Source organism: Paenibacillus sp. FSL R10-2748 (assembly GCF_038005565.1).
Taxonomy (GTDB): Bacteria; Bacillota; Bacilli; order Paenibacillales; family Paenibacillaceae; genus Paenibacillus; species Paenibacillus polymyxa_B.
The window spans coordinates 199,025-216,283 of the sequence record NZ_JBBOTK010000001.1 but is presented as its reverse complement, the minus strand read 5'-3'; the positions used below and the strand labels follow the sequence as shown (position 1 = coordinate 216,283).

Below are 17,259 nucleotides of genomic sequence, written 5' to 3'. Positions count from 1 at the left end.
CTCATAATGTTAACGTTTCAAGCTTCCAAGCAGAAGTTAATAACCCTCAAGGCGAAGGAACTGTTTTTTCTGGCAGGCGTACTGGGTTCTGACAGACTGCTTGGGGTGGAAGATCCGTTTAAGGGCTATCTAGCAGAGGAGTTGGCGGAAGAGTGGGAGCAGGTAAAAGCTACTCTTTTGGAAAAGGGGTATCTAAAGCAGGTAGATAAGGGCAAAGAGCTAGCAATGCCTCCTACCGTTTTTTCAAGAGTCGCTATCGCGGGATTATCCAACAGGGCTTGCCGTATACGCTATGTGCGGGGAGGTAAGCGGTTTGAAGGCTATCTCCATTGCACGAACGAGCGTGTAGTGGAACTCGTGAAATCCGCTGATGAACCCGATGAGTATCGACTGTACGATCTGGGAAATGTGGAAAAGGCTTGCGAGACATTGATTGATAAAATGGGTTGGGTAGATCGACTTGTGCCTGAATCCCCCGCACTTATGTTCTCCAAGCAGGCATTTAATAAAATTTACGAGCAATCGGCAGGAGAAAGTGTGTCTCTGATCAGCAGTAAACTGACCGAGGCTAGCGGAGATGCAGAGGGGGCTGCAAGACTGGCTCAGTCTTTGAGTTCTCGTGTAGCCGAAGGAGAACTGCAATTGCTGGTATGGAACGGCAGAGAGTGGGAATCACAACGGGCAGCCTTTGTCCTGTGTCCTGCAATGAACTGGATATTTCGGATGAGCTCAAGTGGTAACGGAGACTGGCTGATTGCAGCTATGGCTTCAAGGGATCAGTTTGTGGATTTATTATTAAATTGGTTGAAACAGTCGGCAGTGAATGAAGAAGTGACAGAAGAAGGGTGATGGATATGCGCATTCGAGTTGAACCGGATGTGCTTCGGGGGCTTAGCGGGCAGCTACAGCATGCGGCGGAGCAAATTCAACAGTTAACAGCAGGTTTGGAGCAGGCGTTACAATCGCTGGATTGGGATGTATCTGCACGCGAGGCGATCTTGAATCATTGGATGCAGGCCAAGCGGATGTCAGAACAGATTCATGCTTACCTCCATACATCAGGTACACAACTGAACCGAAAGGCAGAGCAGTTTCAGTCTGTTGATCACAACTATCAAACGATTCTGTCATTTGCCAGCCAACCATTGGGACGACCCGTCACAATGCTCGATTGGTCGAATCAGCAATCACCGTCTATTCTGCCTGGGCAAGCTTCGGAAACAGGCAGTCTGATTTCAAACCCGCAGTCTGTCGTACATGCCATTGCTGGTGTACAGTCTTCGGATGTAGAAACGTTGCATCAGGATATTCTGATGCAGGCGTCTTCTAGCAGTCCGCAGGATTGGTATTTTACTGATCCGTCTACAACAAGAGATCAGCCTGTCGCTTAGTTGGGATCGCGTTCCGGGACAATCTGGATCGACTGCAAAATTTACTTGATTCGTTTCGCAGTTCCCGACTTTATGGGACTTATTAGGTGGTTGTTTTGTTAATATTATACTGTTAGGTGCTGTTTTATAGTTAAAAAGTGGGATTGTTACAATTAGGTCCTTTGCCTTTTGTAGGGAATTAAATAGCCATAGTACAATTTGAACTAGATAAAACAAAAACATTTTTATCATCAAGGAGGACGCAAAAAATGGCAGGACGCATTTTAATTACCCCAGAACAGGTTGATCAGGTGGCTAACCAATTTAAACAAAGTGGTGAGCAAAGCCAACAGATCGTTTCCAGTTTGACACAGTCCATCTCAGGTATGGAAGGTCAATGGGAAGGTATGACTAAACAACGCTTCTTCCAAGAGTTTCAGGAAGCTAGCAAACAAATGCAAGCTTTCGTAACGACTTTGAACAGCATCAGCCAAGAATTGACAGCTATCGCTAACAAATTCCGTACGGTTGACCAAACGAAATAAGTTGCCTTGCCTGATAGGCATTAACTTGTCATATACCACTCTATAAGAAGCAATATGTGAGCCATTCCTCACGGTTTGGCACAGGATGTTCAGGAAAAACCGGGCGATCTTCGGATACCCGGTTTTCTTGCCATCCATAGATGTATATAATAAGGTGAGGAAAACTAGCATACTGAATGATGTAAGGAGAGGGATGTTTCATGTCTTTTCAACCGAATCCGGGAGACGAATTGATCATAAACGGCACAGCTTATGTGGTTGGACGACATCCCGCTGCACCCGGTTTAGCCTATGCCCAAGCAGGGCGGCAGGGAATTGTATACCAACTGAATGCCAAAAACGGAGCACCGCATGAGGCAAAAGCCCTTAAAGTGTTTTTTCCGAAGTTCCGCATCCCGGCTATGGTTTATCAATCTGAGCATATGGAAGCATACGGGGATATTCCCGGTTTGCAGGTATGCAAGCGTGATGTGCTCACTCCAGAAAGAAACGGAAGTCTGATCGCCGAGCAGCCTGATTTGCTGTATGCGGTGCTGATGCCATGGGTTCACGGTATGACATGGTTCGATTGTCTCACAGATCAGCGTCAGCTTGAGGCTTCCGATAGTCTGGCTTTAGCCAGAGCATTGGCAGGGATCGGTTCAGCTATGGAGCAAAAAGGATTGGCGCACTGTGATTTATCGGCGCCAAATGTGATGCTTCCGTTTTTTTCTGAAGTGGAACTGCCTCAAGGCACGTCAGCTGTGGAATTGGTGGACGTGGAACAAATGTATAGTACTAAAATGGATCGTCCAGACGCTCTATTGGCAGGTTCGCCAGGGTATGCCGCACATCGTACCGTCCACAGCGGGTTATGGAGTGCGTATGCAGACCGTTTTGCAGGGGCAATTATTATAGGAGAAATGCTGGGCTGGTCTGACCGTGTTGTAGTCGACAAAGCGTGGGGCGAGAGTTATTTTGATCAGCATGAAATGCAGACGCCTTGCGAACGTTATTTTATTTTACGAAAATCACTTGAATCCCGTTGGGGCAGCAAGGTGGTAGAATTGTTCAGCCGCGCCTGGGATAGTCAGGATTTAAGCAGTTGCCCTACTTTTGGCGAATGGCTGGTTGTACTTAATGCGGTTACTGAGCAGGAAATTCCAGTTGAGGCTATAGAACCGGAGCCTGTTGCGACAGAAACAATAGAATCGGCAGCGGTGGGCGGTCTTGCCAGTGAAGCTGCACCCTCTTTGTCAGCGCCTGCACCGCTCAAGGCTGAACAGGCTGCATTGCTAAATCAGGCTGCCCTGGAGCAGGGAGAGCGTGGGGTAACGGACAAGCTGTTCCGACAGGCACGTGATTTGGAGCAGCAAAACAAACCTGCTGCAGCGCTGGAAGTATACCGGTCGTTGTATCATTTTGTAGAAGATGGCAGTCCTCTGCATGTGGAGGTGTCGGCTGCGATCACAGGGCTAGAGGAGCAGTTGAATCCCAAGACGCCGGAGCAACCTGAAAAATCAAAAGCCTGGTATCGCTCCAAAGCGTTTATCGTGACAACTGCGGCCGCAGTCGTTCTGTTGGCAGCTGGAATCCCAGCCGTGAATATTCTTGCAGATCAGTCCAATCAGCGTCAAATCGAGGCGGCCAAGCAGGAAGAGGCAGCGAAGGCTGCAAAGGCGGCCGAGGAAAAGCTGGCAGCCGAGCAGGAAGCCGCTCAAAAATTGCTGACGGAGAAACAACGCCAGGAAGCGGAACAGCAGGCCAAACAGCAGGTACTTGCCGCTCAAAAGCAACAGGAAGAGCAGAAGAGACAGCAAGCCCTTATCGATCAACAGGTTAAATATGAAGCTTATCTCGCCCAAAAGGAACAAAATAAGCAGGCGGCTGCCAAGTTGGCGAAGCAAAAAGCGTATGATCAACAGGCAAAGTATGAAAAATACTTGGCTTTGAAAAAGGAGCAGGAAACCCGTGCCGCCCAGGAAGAGGCAGCTCGTAAGGCAGCAGCCGAGGCGGAACAAAAGCAAAAAGAGTCTATGCATGCACGAAACAAGGAGAACGTTCTTCAGCTTATTTCCCTGTACAACAAGGCATATGCCTCTCAGGAAGGTGGAAGCGCTGCGAAGGCAAAGAGCTTTGCGAAGCGTTTTAGAACACTATATGATAGTAATCCTTCTTATTATCGTTCGGTAGGCGAAGTGGGATATCGGGCTTCCTCGATCTATAATTTTTTAGGCGATACGAATTTTAGACTGCCTAAAATTTAATATTTCATATGTTTATATATGGGCGGAATGATAGCTACAAAACAGATGAAGATAGAAGGTAACTGAGGGGAGCATGTACAAACCATGAATTATACAATACAGGCTTCACAACGCACTCCCGCCCTGATCATTTACCTGATTGACATCAGCGCGTCGATGAACATGCTGATGGAGGGGCGGCGGCGTATTGACGTTGTATATGAAGCTATATCGTTGGCGATCCGGCAGATGGTTTTCCGATCAACCAAAGGAAATCGGCTGACAGCACGCTATCGGATTGCGATTTTAGCTTATAGTGACGACGTGTATGACCTGCTGAATGGTGTCAAGGGAATTGATGAAATCGCGGCCATTGGTTCGTTGCCCGATTTGACACCCAAACGATTTTCAGATTCAGCAAAAGCCTTCCTGCAAGCTGAGCGTATTTTGCAGGCAGAATTACCAGGGATGCAGGACTGTCCTGCACCTTTGGTCTGTCATATGACAGATGGGGTTTCCACTGGCGATGATCCGGAACCGATTGCGAAGCGCATTATGAGCATGAGTGTACCGGACGGTAATGTACTGGTGGAAAATATATTTTTATCCGACAGGTTGCTGGAAACGCCTATTCAGGACCCCCGTCGATGGAAAGGTCTGACACATAATACGCCGTTGCAGGATGAACATGCTGTGAAATTGCGTGATATGTCTTCTGTGCTGCCTGAAAGCTATCGGGAAATGCTATTTGAGGCGGATTATCAGTTAGGTGAAGGAGCCATTATGATGCTGCCCGGAACCTGTGCGGAACTGGTGTCCATTGGGTTCCAAATGTCGGCTGCAACGCCTGTACGGTAAGGAGGTAAAAGCATGAATCCACTGCTGTCCCTGCTCCCCGCGAGCAAAAAAAAGGGAATGAATGCAAGGCTGACTCAGCAATTTGCTTACATAAGCTCTCAGACAGGCGATCAGCCTTTATCATCTCATCACAGTCGTTTTATGTGTCGTTATGGCTATGGAAGATCTGCCGAATCTGCCAGTATGGGGGAAAGCGGACAGGATTTCGCCGCAGTACGTATTCATAAATCCGTCTGTTGTTTTGTCTTGTGTGATGGTGTCGGGCTCAGTTACCGAGGAGATTTTGCAGCCCGCTATCTGGGTTCCTCTTTACTGGATTGGATGGAACGGGGACAAGATCTGTCTGTTGATCAGTTAAGAGTGTACCTTGAACGTTTGGCAGGTACAGCGGCAGAGGAACTGGATCGGCAGCCTTTGGATCATGAATCAGGCTTAATGCGGTCGGTATTGGAAGATAAACGTCGTCAGGGAAGCCAGTCCATGTATATTTGCGGTAAAATCGAACTGCCGAAGCGTGGTAGCCGTGGCCGTCTCCGACTTGCCTGGCAAGGGGATTCACGTTTGCGACTATGGAACGGTGCCGAGGAAATTAGCGAGCTGTTCGATCATACCTTTTCTACATCGGAGCGCTGGTCTACAAGTCGTGGGCCGATTGGTGGGAAGCCTCATTGGTACGAAAGAAGCATACCCGCAGATATGCCTATGAGATTACAGGTGTATACGGACGGTTTATCCGATTTGGACCCCATTCGCGAGCCTGTCCCTGATGAGCAGATACAGGTATTATTGGACGCATCCCATACCGGGGGACTTGATGATGATGCTGCATTTATTGAGCTTCAGTGGTAAATGAATAAGCAAAAGGACGTATGCATCCATATCCATGGTTGTATAACGTCCTTTTTTTGATGAATACATAGAAAAATACGATTCGTTAAGATATTTATAGAATGTAACGAGGAGGAGAAGGAAAGACGCGCTAATGCGCGTAATATTCGTCCTTTTCTTAAATACCGCAAAGGAATAGCAAAAAATGCGCAAAAATGGTGATTATAAAGTATATCCTTTTGGGTAATCTTGTGATTATACAGATTACTGAAAGGGAGCGATACATATGAGCTACACATATGCAGGAGGCGCGCGCTTTGAAGGCAAAACCGCTCTAATCACGGGGGCTGGTTCTGGGATTGGAAAGGCAACGGCCATTCAAATGGCCAGAGAAGGAGCGAATGTCGCTCTTTTTGACGTAAGTAATGAGCGCATTTTGGAGACGGAAAGAGAAATTAATGCCATACGTGAAGGATCAGCTCGGGCATTTGACGTGGACATTGCTGATCCGGTGCGTGTGGAAAAAGCAGTTCTGGAAGCGGTTGAATTATTTGGCGGTCTGCATATCATTTTTGCTAATGCCGGGATTAACGGGGTCGTCGGACCGATCGAGGATCTGAGCATTGAGGATTGGCGGCAAACATTGTCCACGAATCTGGATGGTACCTTCCTGACGGTGAAGTATACAATACCACATTTGAAAAAGAACGGTGGCGGCAGCATTATTATTACCAGCTCCATTAATGGAAATCAGCGCTTTACCAGCTTTGGGATGTCAGCCTACAGTACATCGAAGGCGGGTCAAACCGGTTTTGCTAAAATGGCTGCGCTGGAGCTGGCTAAGTTCCGTATTCGTGTCAATGTCATCTATCCTGGGGCCATTTCGACCAATATTGATGAAACCACGGAGAAATCGGAAGGGTTAAAGCAAATTACCATCCCCGTCAAGTTTCCCGAAGGAGGGCAACCGTTGGCAGATGGACCGGGTCAACCCGAGCAGGTAGCTGATTTGGTGACATTTTTGGCCTCAGATCATTCGCGTCACATTACTGGTGCACAAATTGTAATTGATGGGGCAGAGTCGTTATTGTTTTAGAAAATAGAGCATGCTCTGGGACGGAGAAATGTTTTGTGGTATCCTGAGTGTATTGTCTTGGTTACGGTGCGAATGTGAAGCTCACATAAAAACCCCGGGTCCTTCGCACCTCGAAATTTGTCGAAATGGATTCGGATTAGCTTTCTTCGTTAGAAGTCAATAGTCGATTCAAGCTTTTTTGGCATCGTTTTTTTCGAAAATGCATGGAATTGATATCATTAGGGTATGAATTCCTTCATTTTCGCTGTCGCACTCTATATGAGTGCGTGGATTGAAATGTCTTCGAACCATTGATGGCTTGTCTGCGTGACGGCGTCGCACTCTATATGAGTGCGTGGATTGAAATGATTTGACGACGGGCAAGGACATCGTAGTTGACCGTCGCACTCTATATGAGTGCGTGGATTGAAATACTTCGAGACCGACGCGTAAGACTTCGCCCTCCTCGGAGGTCGCACTCTATATGAGTGCGTGGATTGAAATCCATTTAAAACGGAGCTTATCAAACGGAGCTATAAAGTCGCACTCTATATGAGTGCGTGGATTGAAATCAGTAAACTGTTCATATGCATACCGGAGTGTTGTTGTCGCACTCTATATGAGTGCGTGGATTGAAATAAAATGCAGTTATCTGCTTTTACCTAGCGAACGAACTGGTCGCACTCTATATGAGTGCGTGGATTGAAATAACGGCGCAGTCGCAAGCGTGCGGAGATACGAAGAGTCGCACTCTATATGAGTGCGTGGATTGAAATGACAGGCTGGCTTGTGTATCCGTCTCACGGTGAGCAGGTCGCACTCTATATGAGTGCGTGGATTGAAATTAGTATTACTCCCCATAAAGTTTCCTCCCTGCCTTAAGTCGCACTCTATATGAGTGCGTGGATTGAAATTAAGTGTGCCGGTTTGATCTCTTCTATAGCATCTGTCGCACTCTATATGAGTGCGTGGATTGAAATTGTTAATCTCGGTTCCTAGCAACGGGACGGTTACGGTCGCACTCTATATGAGTGCGTGGATTGAAATTTGATGGACAAAGGCATCATCACAGGTGAAGCGAGCAGTCGCACTCTATATGAGTGCGTGGATTGAAATTGCACAAAGTTGGTGTTGAGGCGGTTGCTTATGCGTCGCACTCTATATGAGTGCGTGGATTGAAATCTCGATCACGTAAAGAAACACGCTCACACCGAGCGTGTCGCACTCTATATGAGTGCGTGGATTGAAATTTATCCCCTATGGGGCTTAATCCGTTATGCCTGGCAGTCGCACTCTATATGAGTGCGTGGATTGAAATATTTAGAATATCTTTAAAGTTCTGTTCTTCAGCCGTCGCACTCTATATGAGTGCGTGGATTGAAATCGCAGCGCGTAATATAGAAACATTCCTGCAGCAAGTGTCGCACTCTATATGAGTGCGTGGATTGAAATCCTCGTGCGGCCTGTAAAAACCGATATAACGAGGGTCAAGTCGCACTCTATATGAGTGCGTGGATTGAAATGTAATGGTCCCTTAGCGCTTTGTCGTTGAAGTCAGTGTCGCACTCTATATGAGTGAGTGGATTGAAATGCATTACCCTCCCAGTAATCCATCGTAAACACAGTCGCACTTTATATGAGTGCGTGGATTGAAATTCTGACAAATGTTAATTAAGCAATGCCTCACATGTCGTACTCTATACGAGTATGTGGATTGAAGTATCTATAGTGTTCGTAACCTTGCATAACAACTCTCAGCAGACTTTACATGATTGGAGCCAATATAATTTGTGTTATGAACTTTAAGATTATTAGTTTAGTTCTCTCTAAAAATACTATTTCCACATGATTTAAAATAATATTTGTTTACATAACGAGAATAGATCTAATATGATTAGTAAGTAGAAGAGAATCTAGTATTTTAAGCGGAATATAAGTCTCCTTCAATAACCACCTAAAAGTCATAAAATGAATATAGAGCTGTGGATGTGAAACCGTAATCCTTGAATTAAGTAGATAAGAGAGGAAAGGAAGAGAAATTACAACACTAGGACAATTATATTAGCACTATCTATGAATTCACTTAACAACGGGAAATGTCCAAGTGTGGATTCTAGATGCTGTCGCTATTTACCTTAAGGCACGATTATACAGTTTAAGTATTTGCTCATAGGAGGAAAATAGATGAATTTATTATTCATTCCTGGTTTATATTTTTATATCTATCTAGGTATAGGCCTTATCGTGGGATATTGGTTTGTATCTAAGGAATTAACTGAACGTGCACAGGAAATGCAGCAAGAGAACCCAGAGGAAAACGATGAGGAACTGTCAACAGCTAGAGAGGGTCTTTATCAAGCTCTACATGATCTTTATCATTTAATAGGTCAGAAAGGTGTTATTGCTGCGATCTATATTTTATTTATGCTTTTTTGGCTTCCGATGTGGTTAGTCATTACTTGGAAGAGGTTATTCACGAAGAAAACTAAAGGAGATTAAAAAATGCAATATATCGCCCACATACGGGAAAGCGACCAAGAGATTCAAACGGTTGCTGAACATCTATTGGAAACCCGACAAGTAGCTGAAGCCTATGGAGACAAAATAGGTATTCGACATATCACCGGACTCGCTGGCATGCTTCATGACTTGGGGAAGTACACGGAAAAGTTTCAAAATTACATACGTTTGGCGGTACAAAATCCTGACAATCCACCGAAACGAGGAAGTGTAGATCATTCTAGTGCGGGTGGAAAGTTATTATTTAATCTTTTTCACATTCAACCTAAAGGCACATTCGATAAGCAGGATTTATTTATCAAATATGTATTGACCGAAGTTGTAGCAAACGCTATTATTTCACACCATTCTTATTTGCAGGATTTTTTAACCCCACAGCTGGAATCAAGATTTTTGTATCGGGTGCGTGACCTAGAGATAGAAGGGTTTGAAGATGCAGTAGCGTTTTTCTATAAGCAGGTCATGGAGAAATCTACATTTTTTGATTATGTGAATCAAGCAAAGGCTGAGTTGGATCAATATATGAACCGAGATGATGAGGCAGATTTTGAACTCAAATTGATGTATTTATCCAAGTTTGTGTTTAGCGCTTTGATCGATGCAGATCGAACCAATACTCGCTGCTTTGAAGAAAATAAGAACACAGGCGATAAGATCGCAGTTGAAGCAATGAATCACCAAATGTTATTTCATGAGTATTACGAAAAATTAATGATGCACATCAAATCCCTACAAGCAGCCAAGGATGCCAATACACCTATTAATCTACTTCGAAAAGAAATGTCCGAACAATGCGAACAGTTTGCAGAAAGGCCCTCTGGAATACATACGCTCTCGATCCCCACAGGCGGTGGAAAGACGCTCGCCAGCTTTCGTTATGCCTTAAAACATGCTGTAACATTTAAGAAGAAACATATTATTTATGTCGTTCCATTTACGACCATTATTGAACAAAATGCCCGAGAAGTTCGCGAAATAATAGTGGACGATGCGAATATTCTGGAACATCATTCTAATGTGGTCATGGACGATGTAGAAGAGGGAGAGAGTAATGAGCTTGAAGATGTAGTTGTGAGTACGCGCCAAAAATTAAAGCTGGCTAAGGACAATTGGGATTCGCCGATCATTTTCACCACAATGGTGCAATTTTTAAATGTTTTTTATGCTGGCGGCAGTAGAAATATTCGTAGACTTCACAATTTAAGCGAGTCTGTCATTATTTTTGATGAAGTACAAAAAGTTCCTACTCACTGTATTTCATTATTTAATCAAGCAGTGAATTTTTTGAAAACATATGCTCATTCAGGTATTGTTCTCTGCACGGCTACACAACCCGAATTGGATTTTGTACATAACAAGCTAGAGATCGAACCAGATGCAGAAATGGTGCATGACCTGAACCATGTTATAGAAGCGTTTAAGCGGGTTGAAATTGTGGATAAAGCAACGGATATGAAATTTAATACGGAGAAACTTGCCGACTTTGTTGAGGAAAGACTTGCTGATGAACAAAGCGTGCTCGTTATTTTAAATACAAAAACAGTGGTGAAAAACCTATATCACAGATTAAAAGAAGAAAGCGGTACAGTCCCGATCTACCATTTAAGTACATCCATGTGTCCAGCTCATCGCAATTCCATATTGGAGAAAGTTAAAAATCACCTGCAACATAAAGAGCCTGTCGTTTGCATCAGTACACAATTAATTGAAGCGGGAGTGGATATCAGTTTTAAGTGTGTCATTCGGTCCTTGGCTGGTTTGGATTCCATTGCTCAGGCGGCGGGCAGATGTAATCGCCACGGAGAAGATAGAATGAAGCAAGTATATGTCATTGACCATGAAGAAGAAGATCTCAAGCGATTAAAAGAAATCAGAATAGGTAAAGAGATTTCCAGAAAAATGTTCATTGACTTAAAACGTAACAAAACTTGCTTAGGCGGAAACGTATTATCAGCTCAGTCCATGGAAATATATTTTCAAAAATATTATTCCGAGTTAAAGACCGACTTAAATTATTTTATTCCTAAATTGAGAAAAAACATGACTGAACTATTATATGCCAATCGTATAGAAAATACTTATTTTCAATCTTATTGCAAAGAAAATGAGACGATTCTTCCCTTATTCTTAGCGAATAGCTATAGGACTGCAGCGGACCATTTTCAAGTCATTGAGGATCATACTACGGCGGTAATTGTTCCTTATGGGGATGGAGAAAAAGAAGGAAAGGAGATCATCGCGGACCTAAATGGACAGCAAAGCATAGAAGACCTTACCGATTTGTTACGCAGGGCACAACAATTCACTATTAATATATTTAACTATGAGAAAGACCGATTAGATCAAAATAAGGGGTTAGTTTCTTTTTTGGATGGAAAAATATATGCACTAACCGATGGAGCTTATGATGACAGTTATGGACTTAATCTTGAAAATGACAGTCTGCATAGTAGATTTATCCTTTAAAAACACTTTAATTGGGTCTAGGGACTTATATTCTACATTGACTGACCCTGCCAAAAGTAATATTCTGGTACTGGGTTTAGAAAAAATAGTCATAGAAAGGAGGTAAATGCTAGTTGAGAAATGCGATCGAATTTAAAGTTTATGGAGATTATGCACTGTTCACAGATCCACTAACCAAACTTGGTGGTGAGAAATTAACTTATAGTGTCCCAACATATCAGGCGTTAAAAGGTATTGTCGAAAGTATTTATTGGAAGCCTACGATTATGATGGTAATAGACAAAGTTCGTGTTCTTCATGCTATTCGGATGGAATCCAAAGGCGTTCGCCCCATCGAATATGGCGGTGGTAATACCCTTGCTAATTATACTTACTTGAAAGATCCCTGTTATGAGGTTCAGGCTCATTTTGTATTTAATCCGCATCGTCCCGAGATGGAATATGACCGTAATGAGAATAAGCATCATAACATTCTCAAGCGATCATTACTTGCTGGTGGACGTAGAGATATTTTTCTAGGTACACGAGAATGTCAAGCTTATGTAGAGCCTTGTGAATTTGGTATAGAAGCAGGTTTCTACGATAATTATGGTGACATTCATTTAGGCAATATGGTACATGGGATTAACTATCCAGATGAGACAGGCAGGGATCAAATGGAAGTCCGTTTGTGGAATCCAGTAATGAAGGACGGAGTCATTGATTTTATTCGGCCGGAAGAATGCACACAAGTTCGCACAATAGCGAATATGCAACCTAAACGGTTTAATGAAAATAACGTTCAATCCGCTGATGAGCTGCTTGCGCAATGGGAAGGGTGGGAAATTAAATGAGCTGGTTGTTAAATTTATATGAAACGTATGAATCTAATCTTGACCATGTTGGTGTGATTGAGAAGAAACATAATGATCGTGAATATACATTGTTGCCTATTTCCCACACGACCCAAAATGCGCAGATCGAAGTCGAAGTTACAGAACAAGGTGATTTTCATTCAGCCAGGATATTGGATAAAAATGAGTTTAGTACATTGATTCCTTCTACTGAAAAATCCGCCAGTAGAGCCGGCTCTGTCATATCGCCTTATCCGCTGCATGATAAATTAAGCTATGTTGCCGGAGATTTTGTAGCATATGGTGGAAAAATAAAAAAAGAAGAGCCATTTTCTGCTTATATTCAGCAGTTAGAAGGCTGGGCTACTTCAGATTATGCAACTTCTAAGGTGAAAAGCATATATCGTTACTTAAGCAAGCGCCGCCTGATTAAAGACTTAGTAGACGAGTCGATTTTATATCTTGATGCGAATCAGAAATTAATAAGTACATGGGACAAGAAGTACGAACCTATACATGGGGAAAAACCACCTATATTTACAGCGGTTCCTGGTGAACAAGAGAGCGTATTCATTCGTTTTAATGTGTACTCTCCAGATAAAGTTTTAGCTAAAGTTTGGGAAGATAAAGAAATGTATGATTCATTTGTTGGTTACTATAGCCAGTTGCTGGGAGAAGAAGACATTTGCTATGTTACTGGAAAGCAGCTCCCTAGCACAGATAAGCATGCCAATAAAATCAGAAATTCCGGGGATAAGGCGAAGTTGATTTCCGCCAATGATACGAGTGGATTCACGTTCAGAGGACGATTTGCCCACAGTCATGAAGCTGCAAGTATCAGTTATGAAGTATCTCAAAAGGCTCATAATGCCTTAAAATGGCTCATTAACCGTCAAGGTAAAGTCATGGAGCAACGTGTTTTTCTAGTGTGGGGAAATGATGAACCGAGTATTCTGAATTTTACCGAAAATGATAATATCTTTGCAATGGGCTTGCCATCCAAGGCTAAAGAAATAAAAAGTCATACAAACGAAGAGTTTGCTTTTGAATTAGCCAAAGCGTTAACGGGTTATGCCAATACACTAGCTGTCAAATCTAGTTCCAAAGCAAAAGTCAATATTCTTGTACTTGACTCAGCAACAACAGGACGGATGGCTGTGATCTATTATCGGAATTTGGATAAAAAATTGTATTTTGAAAAGCTTATTCACTGGCATTCCACCTGTGTATGGCTTCATCGCTATCAGAAGGATGAGCAAGGTGAATATTTACAATTTTGGGGTGCTCCAGCAACGAAAGATATTGCTTTCGCAGCATACGGTTCAAAGGCTAATGATAAACTCGTTAAGGGTTTGATGGAACGAATGCTCCCCTGTATAGTAGATGGTCAAAACATTCCTCAGGATATTGTGAGGAGTGCTATTAACCGCGCCTCTAGCCCGGTATCCATGGACAAGTGGGAATGGGAGAAAACACTGAGCGTGACATGTGCTTTGGTTAACCAACGGGAGGGATACAATGTGGCATTAGATAAAGATAATATGGATCGTAGTTATTTATTTGGCAGATTGTTGGCGATAGCAGATGTGATGGAACGAAGCGCATTAGACAAGGATGAGAAGCGATCTACGAATGCAATCCGATATATGAATGCATTCTCACAACATCCAGAAAGAACCTGGAGGACCATTCAGAATGCCTTGCAGCCACATCAGGCCAGACTTGGTAAACGCTTAAGCTATTATTCCAATATGATTGATGAAGTGCTTCACAAAATCCCCTTCAACGAATTCAACAATAAACCATTGACCGGGAAATACTTGTTAGGACTCAGTAGCCAACGCTATGAAATCTACCATAATAATCTTAAAAAAGATCTTGAGGGTAATAACGACAACAAAGAGAACAACACCTTAGACATGAATGAACAGCAATAATCCTAAGTAACTTTAAAAATATGTGGGTACATTAAAGGAGAGTAATCATATGTCCGTGTTGGATCACAAAATTGATTTCGCAGTTGTATTGTCGGTTACTAGAGCAAATCCCAATGGCGATCCCCTGAATGGTAATCGTCCGCGGCAAAATTATGATGGTTATGGTGAGATTTCAGATGTGGCTCTGAAACGGAAATTGAGAAATCGTCTGCAAGACATGGGAGAGTCTATTTTTGTTCAATCGAATGATCGTAATTCGGATGCTTTTAATAGTTTAAGAGAACGTGCAGATGCCAATCCTGAATTGGAAAAATTCTTCAAGGGCAAGGAAGGCTCAAGTGATGAATTTGCTAAAATTGCCTGTCAGGAATGGATAGATGTTCGTAGCTTCGGTCAAGTATTTGCGTTCAAGGCGGCGAGTAAGGGAGCAGGAGTGTCCGTTGGGGTAAGAGGGCCTGTATCTATACATACGGCAACCAGTATAGATCCTATTGATATTACAAGTATGCAAATTACAAAAAGTGTAAACTCCGAACCAGGGAAAGAAAGAGGTTCCGATACGATGGGGATGAAGCATCGGGTGGATTTCGGCGTGTACCTTTTCAAAGGAAGCATCAATACACAACTAGCTGAAAAAACAGGGTTTACCAACGAAGATGCTGGAAAGATCAAGGATGCGCTGATTTCGTTATTTGAGAATGATGTCTCATCCGCTCGTCCTGACGGTAGTATGGAGGTTCATAAAGTCTATTGGTGGGAGCACAATTCCAAACTCGGAAAATACTCATCTGCTAAAGTACACCGATCTTTGGAAGTGAAACCGAAAGAAAATGTAAGTGTAATCGACAAATCGTTTGATACACATTATGAATGTATATTAACACCGCTCGAAGGCTTAGAGGTCCAAGAGTATGCAGGTCTATAACGAAGAAGATTATTTGCTGCTGTCCGGTTTACAGCATTTTAATTTTTGTAGAAGACAGTGGGCGCTTATTCACATTGAGCAGCAATGGGAAGAAAACGTGCGGACGATTGAGGGCAATCATTTGCACAGGAAAGCCGATCAGCCCATGATTCGTGAAAAAAGAGGGGATAAGCTCATCGTACGCGCGTTACCTATACATTCCAGAGAGCTTGGAATTACGGGAATCTGCGACGTGGTAGAGTTCATATGTGATCCCCTTGGTGTTCCGCTTGCAGGAGAGGAAGGTACCTACCTTCCTTTTCCTGTTGAATACAAGCGTGGCAAACCAAAACGAAATGACTCGGATCATGCACAATTGGTCGCACAAGTGATGTGTCTTGAAGAAATGCTCGTGTGTGAGATTTCAAAAGGCTACTTTTATTACGATGAGATCAAACACCGTGTAGAGGTCATCATCACGGCGGCTGACCGAGAGCGTGTGCGTAGAAGCTTGCAGGAAATGCGGCATTATTTTGAGCGAAATCATACACCTAAAGCCAAAGCGGGACCACACTGCCTGAGCTGCTCACTACATAACATATGTGTTCCCGAAATATTGAATAAAAAATCAGTTTCAAGCTTTATTGAAAGCAGGATAGCTGAATGAAAAAACTACTAAACACATTATTTGTGACCATGCCAGATACGTACTTGTCACTAGATGGGGAAAATATCGTGATCAAACAAGAAGAGTCCATTCTTGCACGGTATCCTTTGCACAATTTGGAGGCGGTTTGCACTTTTGGCTATTCAGGGGCCAGTCCAGGCCTCATGGGAGCTTGTGCAACACGCAATATAGACCTAACCTTTATGACACGAAGCGGACGCTTCTTGGCGAGAGTTACCGGGGAAAGCCGGGGAAATGTGGTACTGAGAAAAGAACAGTACCGGATTTCCGATGATGATAGAAGAAGTGCTCTTGTAGCCAGAAATATGATTATAGGCAAAATATATAACCATAAATGGATTTTGGAACGGGCAACGAGGGATTATCCACTTCGTATTGATACGGAACGCATGAAGAAGGTGACCGCTTCTTTGACAAAGATCATGAAGCAAGTCCGAGAAGTGGAGGAACTGGACATTTTACGCGGTTTGGAGGGGACGGCGGCAGTTCAGTACAATTCCGTGTGGGATGATTTGATCCTGCAGCAAAAAAATGATTTTTATTTCCATGGACGCCATAAGCGCCCGCCGCTAGATAATGTGAATGCCCTATTATCTTTTTCCTATACACTGTTATCCAACGATATGAAATCCGCACTGGAAGCTGTCGGTCTGGATGCTTATGTAGGTTTTCTGCATAGAGATCGTCCAGGGCGAGCCTCATTGGCACTGGAGGTGATGGAAGAGCTTCGAGGAGTATATGCCGACCGTTTTGTCCTTACATTGATTAACAAAAAATTGATTCATGGGAAAGGATTTTACAAAAAAGAAAACGGGGCTGTGATGATGGACGATGATACGAGGAAAATCGTATTGAAGGCATGGCAAGAACGAAAACAGGAAAAAATGATTCATCCTTATTTGAATGAGAAAATGTCTTGGGGACTGGTGCCCTATTCACAGGCTTTGCTCTTGGCTAGATATATTCGGGGAGATCTGGACGAGTACCCTCCATTTTTGTGGAAGTAGGTG

General features: G+C 43.4%; 14 protein-coding genes and 1 CRISPR repeat array. All 14 genes read left to right on the top strand.

Going from position 1 to position 17,259, the window contains the following annotated elements; translation table 11 throughout:
- The first annotated feature begins 6 nt into the window (after nucleotides 1-6).
- Nucleotides 7-849, top strand: a complete 843-nt coding sequence (locus NSS66_RS00960; RefSeq protein ID WP_071558843.1) for a hypothetical protein — start codon at nucleotides 7-9, stop codon at nucleotides 847-849.
- A gap of 5 nt (nucleotides 850-854) precedes the next feature.
- Nucleotides 855-1,391, top strand: coding sequence for a WXG100 family type VII secretion target (locus NSS66_RS00955; RefSeq protein WP_023988266.1), 537 nt, complete (start codon nucleotides 855-857; stop codon nucleotides 1,389-1,391).
- A 248-nt stretch (nucleotides 1,392-1,639) separates the two neighbouring features.
- The gene (locus tag NSS66_RS00950; RefSeq protein ID WP_013309990.1) at nucleotides 1,640-1,915 is read left to right on the top strand and encodes a WXG100 family type VII secretion target; all 276 of its coding nucleotides are present in this window, start codon (nucleotides 1,640-1,642) and stop codon (nucleotides 1,913-1,915) included.
- 200 nt (nucleotides 1,916-2,115) lie between these two features.
- Entirely contained in the window at nucleotides 2,116-4,161 is a 2,046-nt protein-coding gene (locus NSS66_RS00945; protein ID WP_071558842.1) for a hypothetical protein, read from the top strand.
- Between the two features lie 84 nt (nucleotides 4,162-4,245).
- Complete coding sequence (locus NSS66_RS00940; RefSeq protein ID WP_013309992.1) at nucleotides 4,246-4,998, top strand: vWA domain-containing protein; 753 nt, start codon at nucleotides 4,246-4,248, stop codon at nucleotides 4,996-4,998.
- A gap of 12 nt (nucleotides 4,999-5,010) precedes the next feature.
- Nucleotides 5,011-5,847 (top strand): hypothetical protein, encoded by an 837-nt coding sequence (locus NSS66_RS00935; protein ID WP_028542687.1) that lies wholly within the window; start codon nucleotides 5,011-5,013, stop codon nucleotides 5,845-5,847.
- Between the two features lie 265 nt (nucleotides 5,848-6,112).
- On the top strand, nucleotides 6,113-6,922 hold the full coding sequence (locus NSS66_RS00930; protein ID WP_023988269.1) for an SDR family oxidoreductase: 810 nt from the start codon (nucleotides 6,113-6,115) through the stop codon (nucleotides 6,920-6,922).
- 246 nt (nucleotides 6,923-7,168) lie between these two features.
- Nucleotides 7,169-8,622: direct repeats of the CRISPR family, unit length 32 nt; unit sequence GTCGCACTCTATATGAGTGCGTGGATTGAAAT.
- A 463-nt stretch (nucleotides 8,623-9,085) separates the two neighbouring features.
- Entirely contained in the window at nucleotides 9,086-9,400 is a 315-nt protein-coding gene (locus NSS66_RS00925; protein WP_071558841.1) for a hypothetical protein, read from the top strand.
- Between the two features lie 3 nt (nucleotides 9,401-9,403).
- Nucleotides 9,404-11,887, top strand: a complete 2,484-nt coding sequence (locus NSS66_RS00920; RefSeq protein WP_071558840.1) for a CRISPR-associated helicase/endonuclease Cas3 — start codon at nucleotides 9,404-9,406, stop codon at nucleotides 11,885-11,887.
- 113 nt (nucleotides 11,888-12,000) lie between these two features.
- Nucleotides 12,001-12,720 carry a type I-C CRISPR-associated protein Cas5c gene (gene cas5c / locus NSS66_RS00915; RefSeq protein ID WP_023988272.1) on the top strand — a complete coding sequence of 240 codons (720 nt, stop codon included), beginning with the start codon at nucleotides 12,001-12,003 and terminating at the stop codon, nucleotides 12,718-12,720.
- Nucleotides 12,717-14,657, top strand: a complete 1,941-nt coding sequence (gene cas8c / locus NSS66_RS00910; RefSeq protein ID WP_340958264.1) for a type I-C CRISPR-associated protein Cas8c/Csd1 — start codon at nucleotides 12,717-12,719, stop codon at nucleotides 14,655-14,657. Before cas5c ends, cas8c begins: the two co-directional genes overlap by 4 nt.
- A gap of 49 nt (nucleotides 14,658-14,706) precedes the next feature.
- Nucleotides 14,707-15,582, top strand: a complete 876-nt coding sequence (gene cas7c / locus NSS66_RS00905; protein ID WP_340958262.1) for a type I-C CRISPR-associated protein Cas7/Csd2 — start codon at nucleotides 14,707-14,709, stop codon at nucleotides 15,580-15,582.
- Nucleotides 15,569-16,228: a CRISPR-associated protein Cas4 gene (gene cas4 / locus NSS66_RS00900; RefSeq protein WP_023988275.1), complete on the top strand. Its 660-nt coding sequence runs from the start codon at nucleotides 15,569-15,571 to the stop codon at nucleotides 16,226-16,228. The genes cas7c and cas4 overlap by 14 nt, the downstream gene beginning before the upstream one ends.
- Nucleotides 16,225-17,256, top strand: coding sequence for a type I-C CRISPR-associated endonuclease Cas1c (cas1c, locus tag NSS66_RS00895; protein ID WP_340958261.1), 1,032 nt, complete (start codon nucleotides 16,225-16,227; stop codon nucleotides 17,254-17,256). The genes cas4 and cas1c overlap by 4 nt, the downstream gene beginning before the upstream one ends.
- Nucleotides 17,257-17,259: the final 3 nt, after the last annotated feature.

Coding starts and splice junctions, on each gene's coding strand:
- cas7c (WP_340958262.1), top strand. CDS start 14,707: ATGTCCGTGTTGGATCACAAAATTGATTTCGCAGTTGTATTGTCGGTT.
- NSS66_RS00955 (WP_023988266.1), top strand. CDS start 855: ATGCGCATTCGAGTTGAACCGGATGTGCTTCGGGGGCTTAGCGGGCAG.
- NSS66_RS00920 (WP_071558840.1), top strand. CDS start 9,404: ATGCAATATATCGCCCACATACGGGAAAGCGACCAAGAGATTCAAACG.
- NSS66_RS00935 (WP_028542687.1), top strand. CDS start 5,011: ATGAATCCACTGCTGTCCCTGCTCCCCGCGAGCAAAAAAAAGGGAATG.
- NSS66_RS00960 (WP_071558843.1), top strand. CDS start 7: ATGTTAACGTTTCAAGCTTCCAAGCAGAAGTTAATAACCCTCAAGGCG.
- NSS66_RS00925 (WP_071558841.1), top strand. CDS start 9,086: ATGAATTTATTATTCATTCCTGGTTTATATTTTTATATCTATCTAGGT.
- cas4 (WP_023988275.1), top strand. CDS start 15,569: ATGCAGGTCTATAACGAAGAAGATTATTTGCTGCTGTCCGGTTTACAG.
- NSS66_RS00930 (WP_023988269.1), top strand. CDS start 6,113: ATGAGCTACACATATGCAGGAGGCGCGCGCTTTGAAGGCAAAACCGCT.
- cas8c (WP_340958264.1), top strand. CDS start 12,717: ATGAGCTGGTTGTTAAATTTATATGAAACGTATGAATCTAATCTTGAC.
- NSS66_RS00945 (WP_071558842.1), top strand. CDS start 2,116: ATGTCTTTTCAACCGAATCCGGGAGACGAATTGATCATAAACGGCACA.
- NSS66_RS00950 (WP_013309990.1), top strand. CDS start 1,640: ATGGCAGGACGCATTTTAATTACCCCAGAACAGGTTGATCAGGTGGCT.
- cas1c (WP_340958261.1), top strand. CDS start 16,225: ATGAAAAAACTACTAAACACATTATTTGTGACCATGCCAGATACGTAC.
- NSS66_RS00940 (WP_013309992.1), top strand. CDS start 4,246: ATGAATTATACAATACAGGCTTCACAACGCACTCCCGCCCTGATCATT.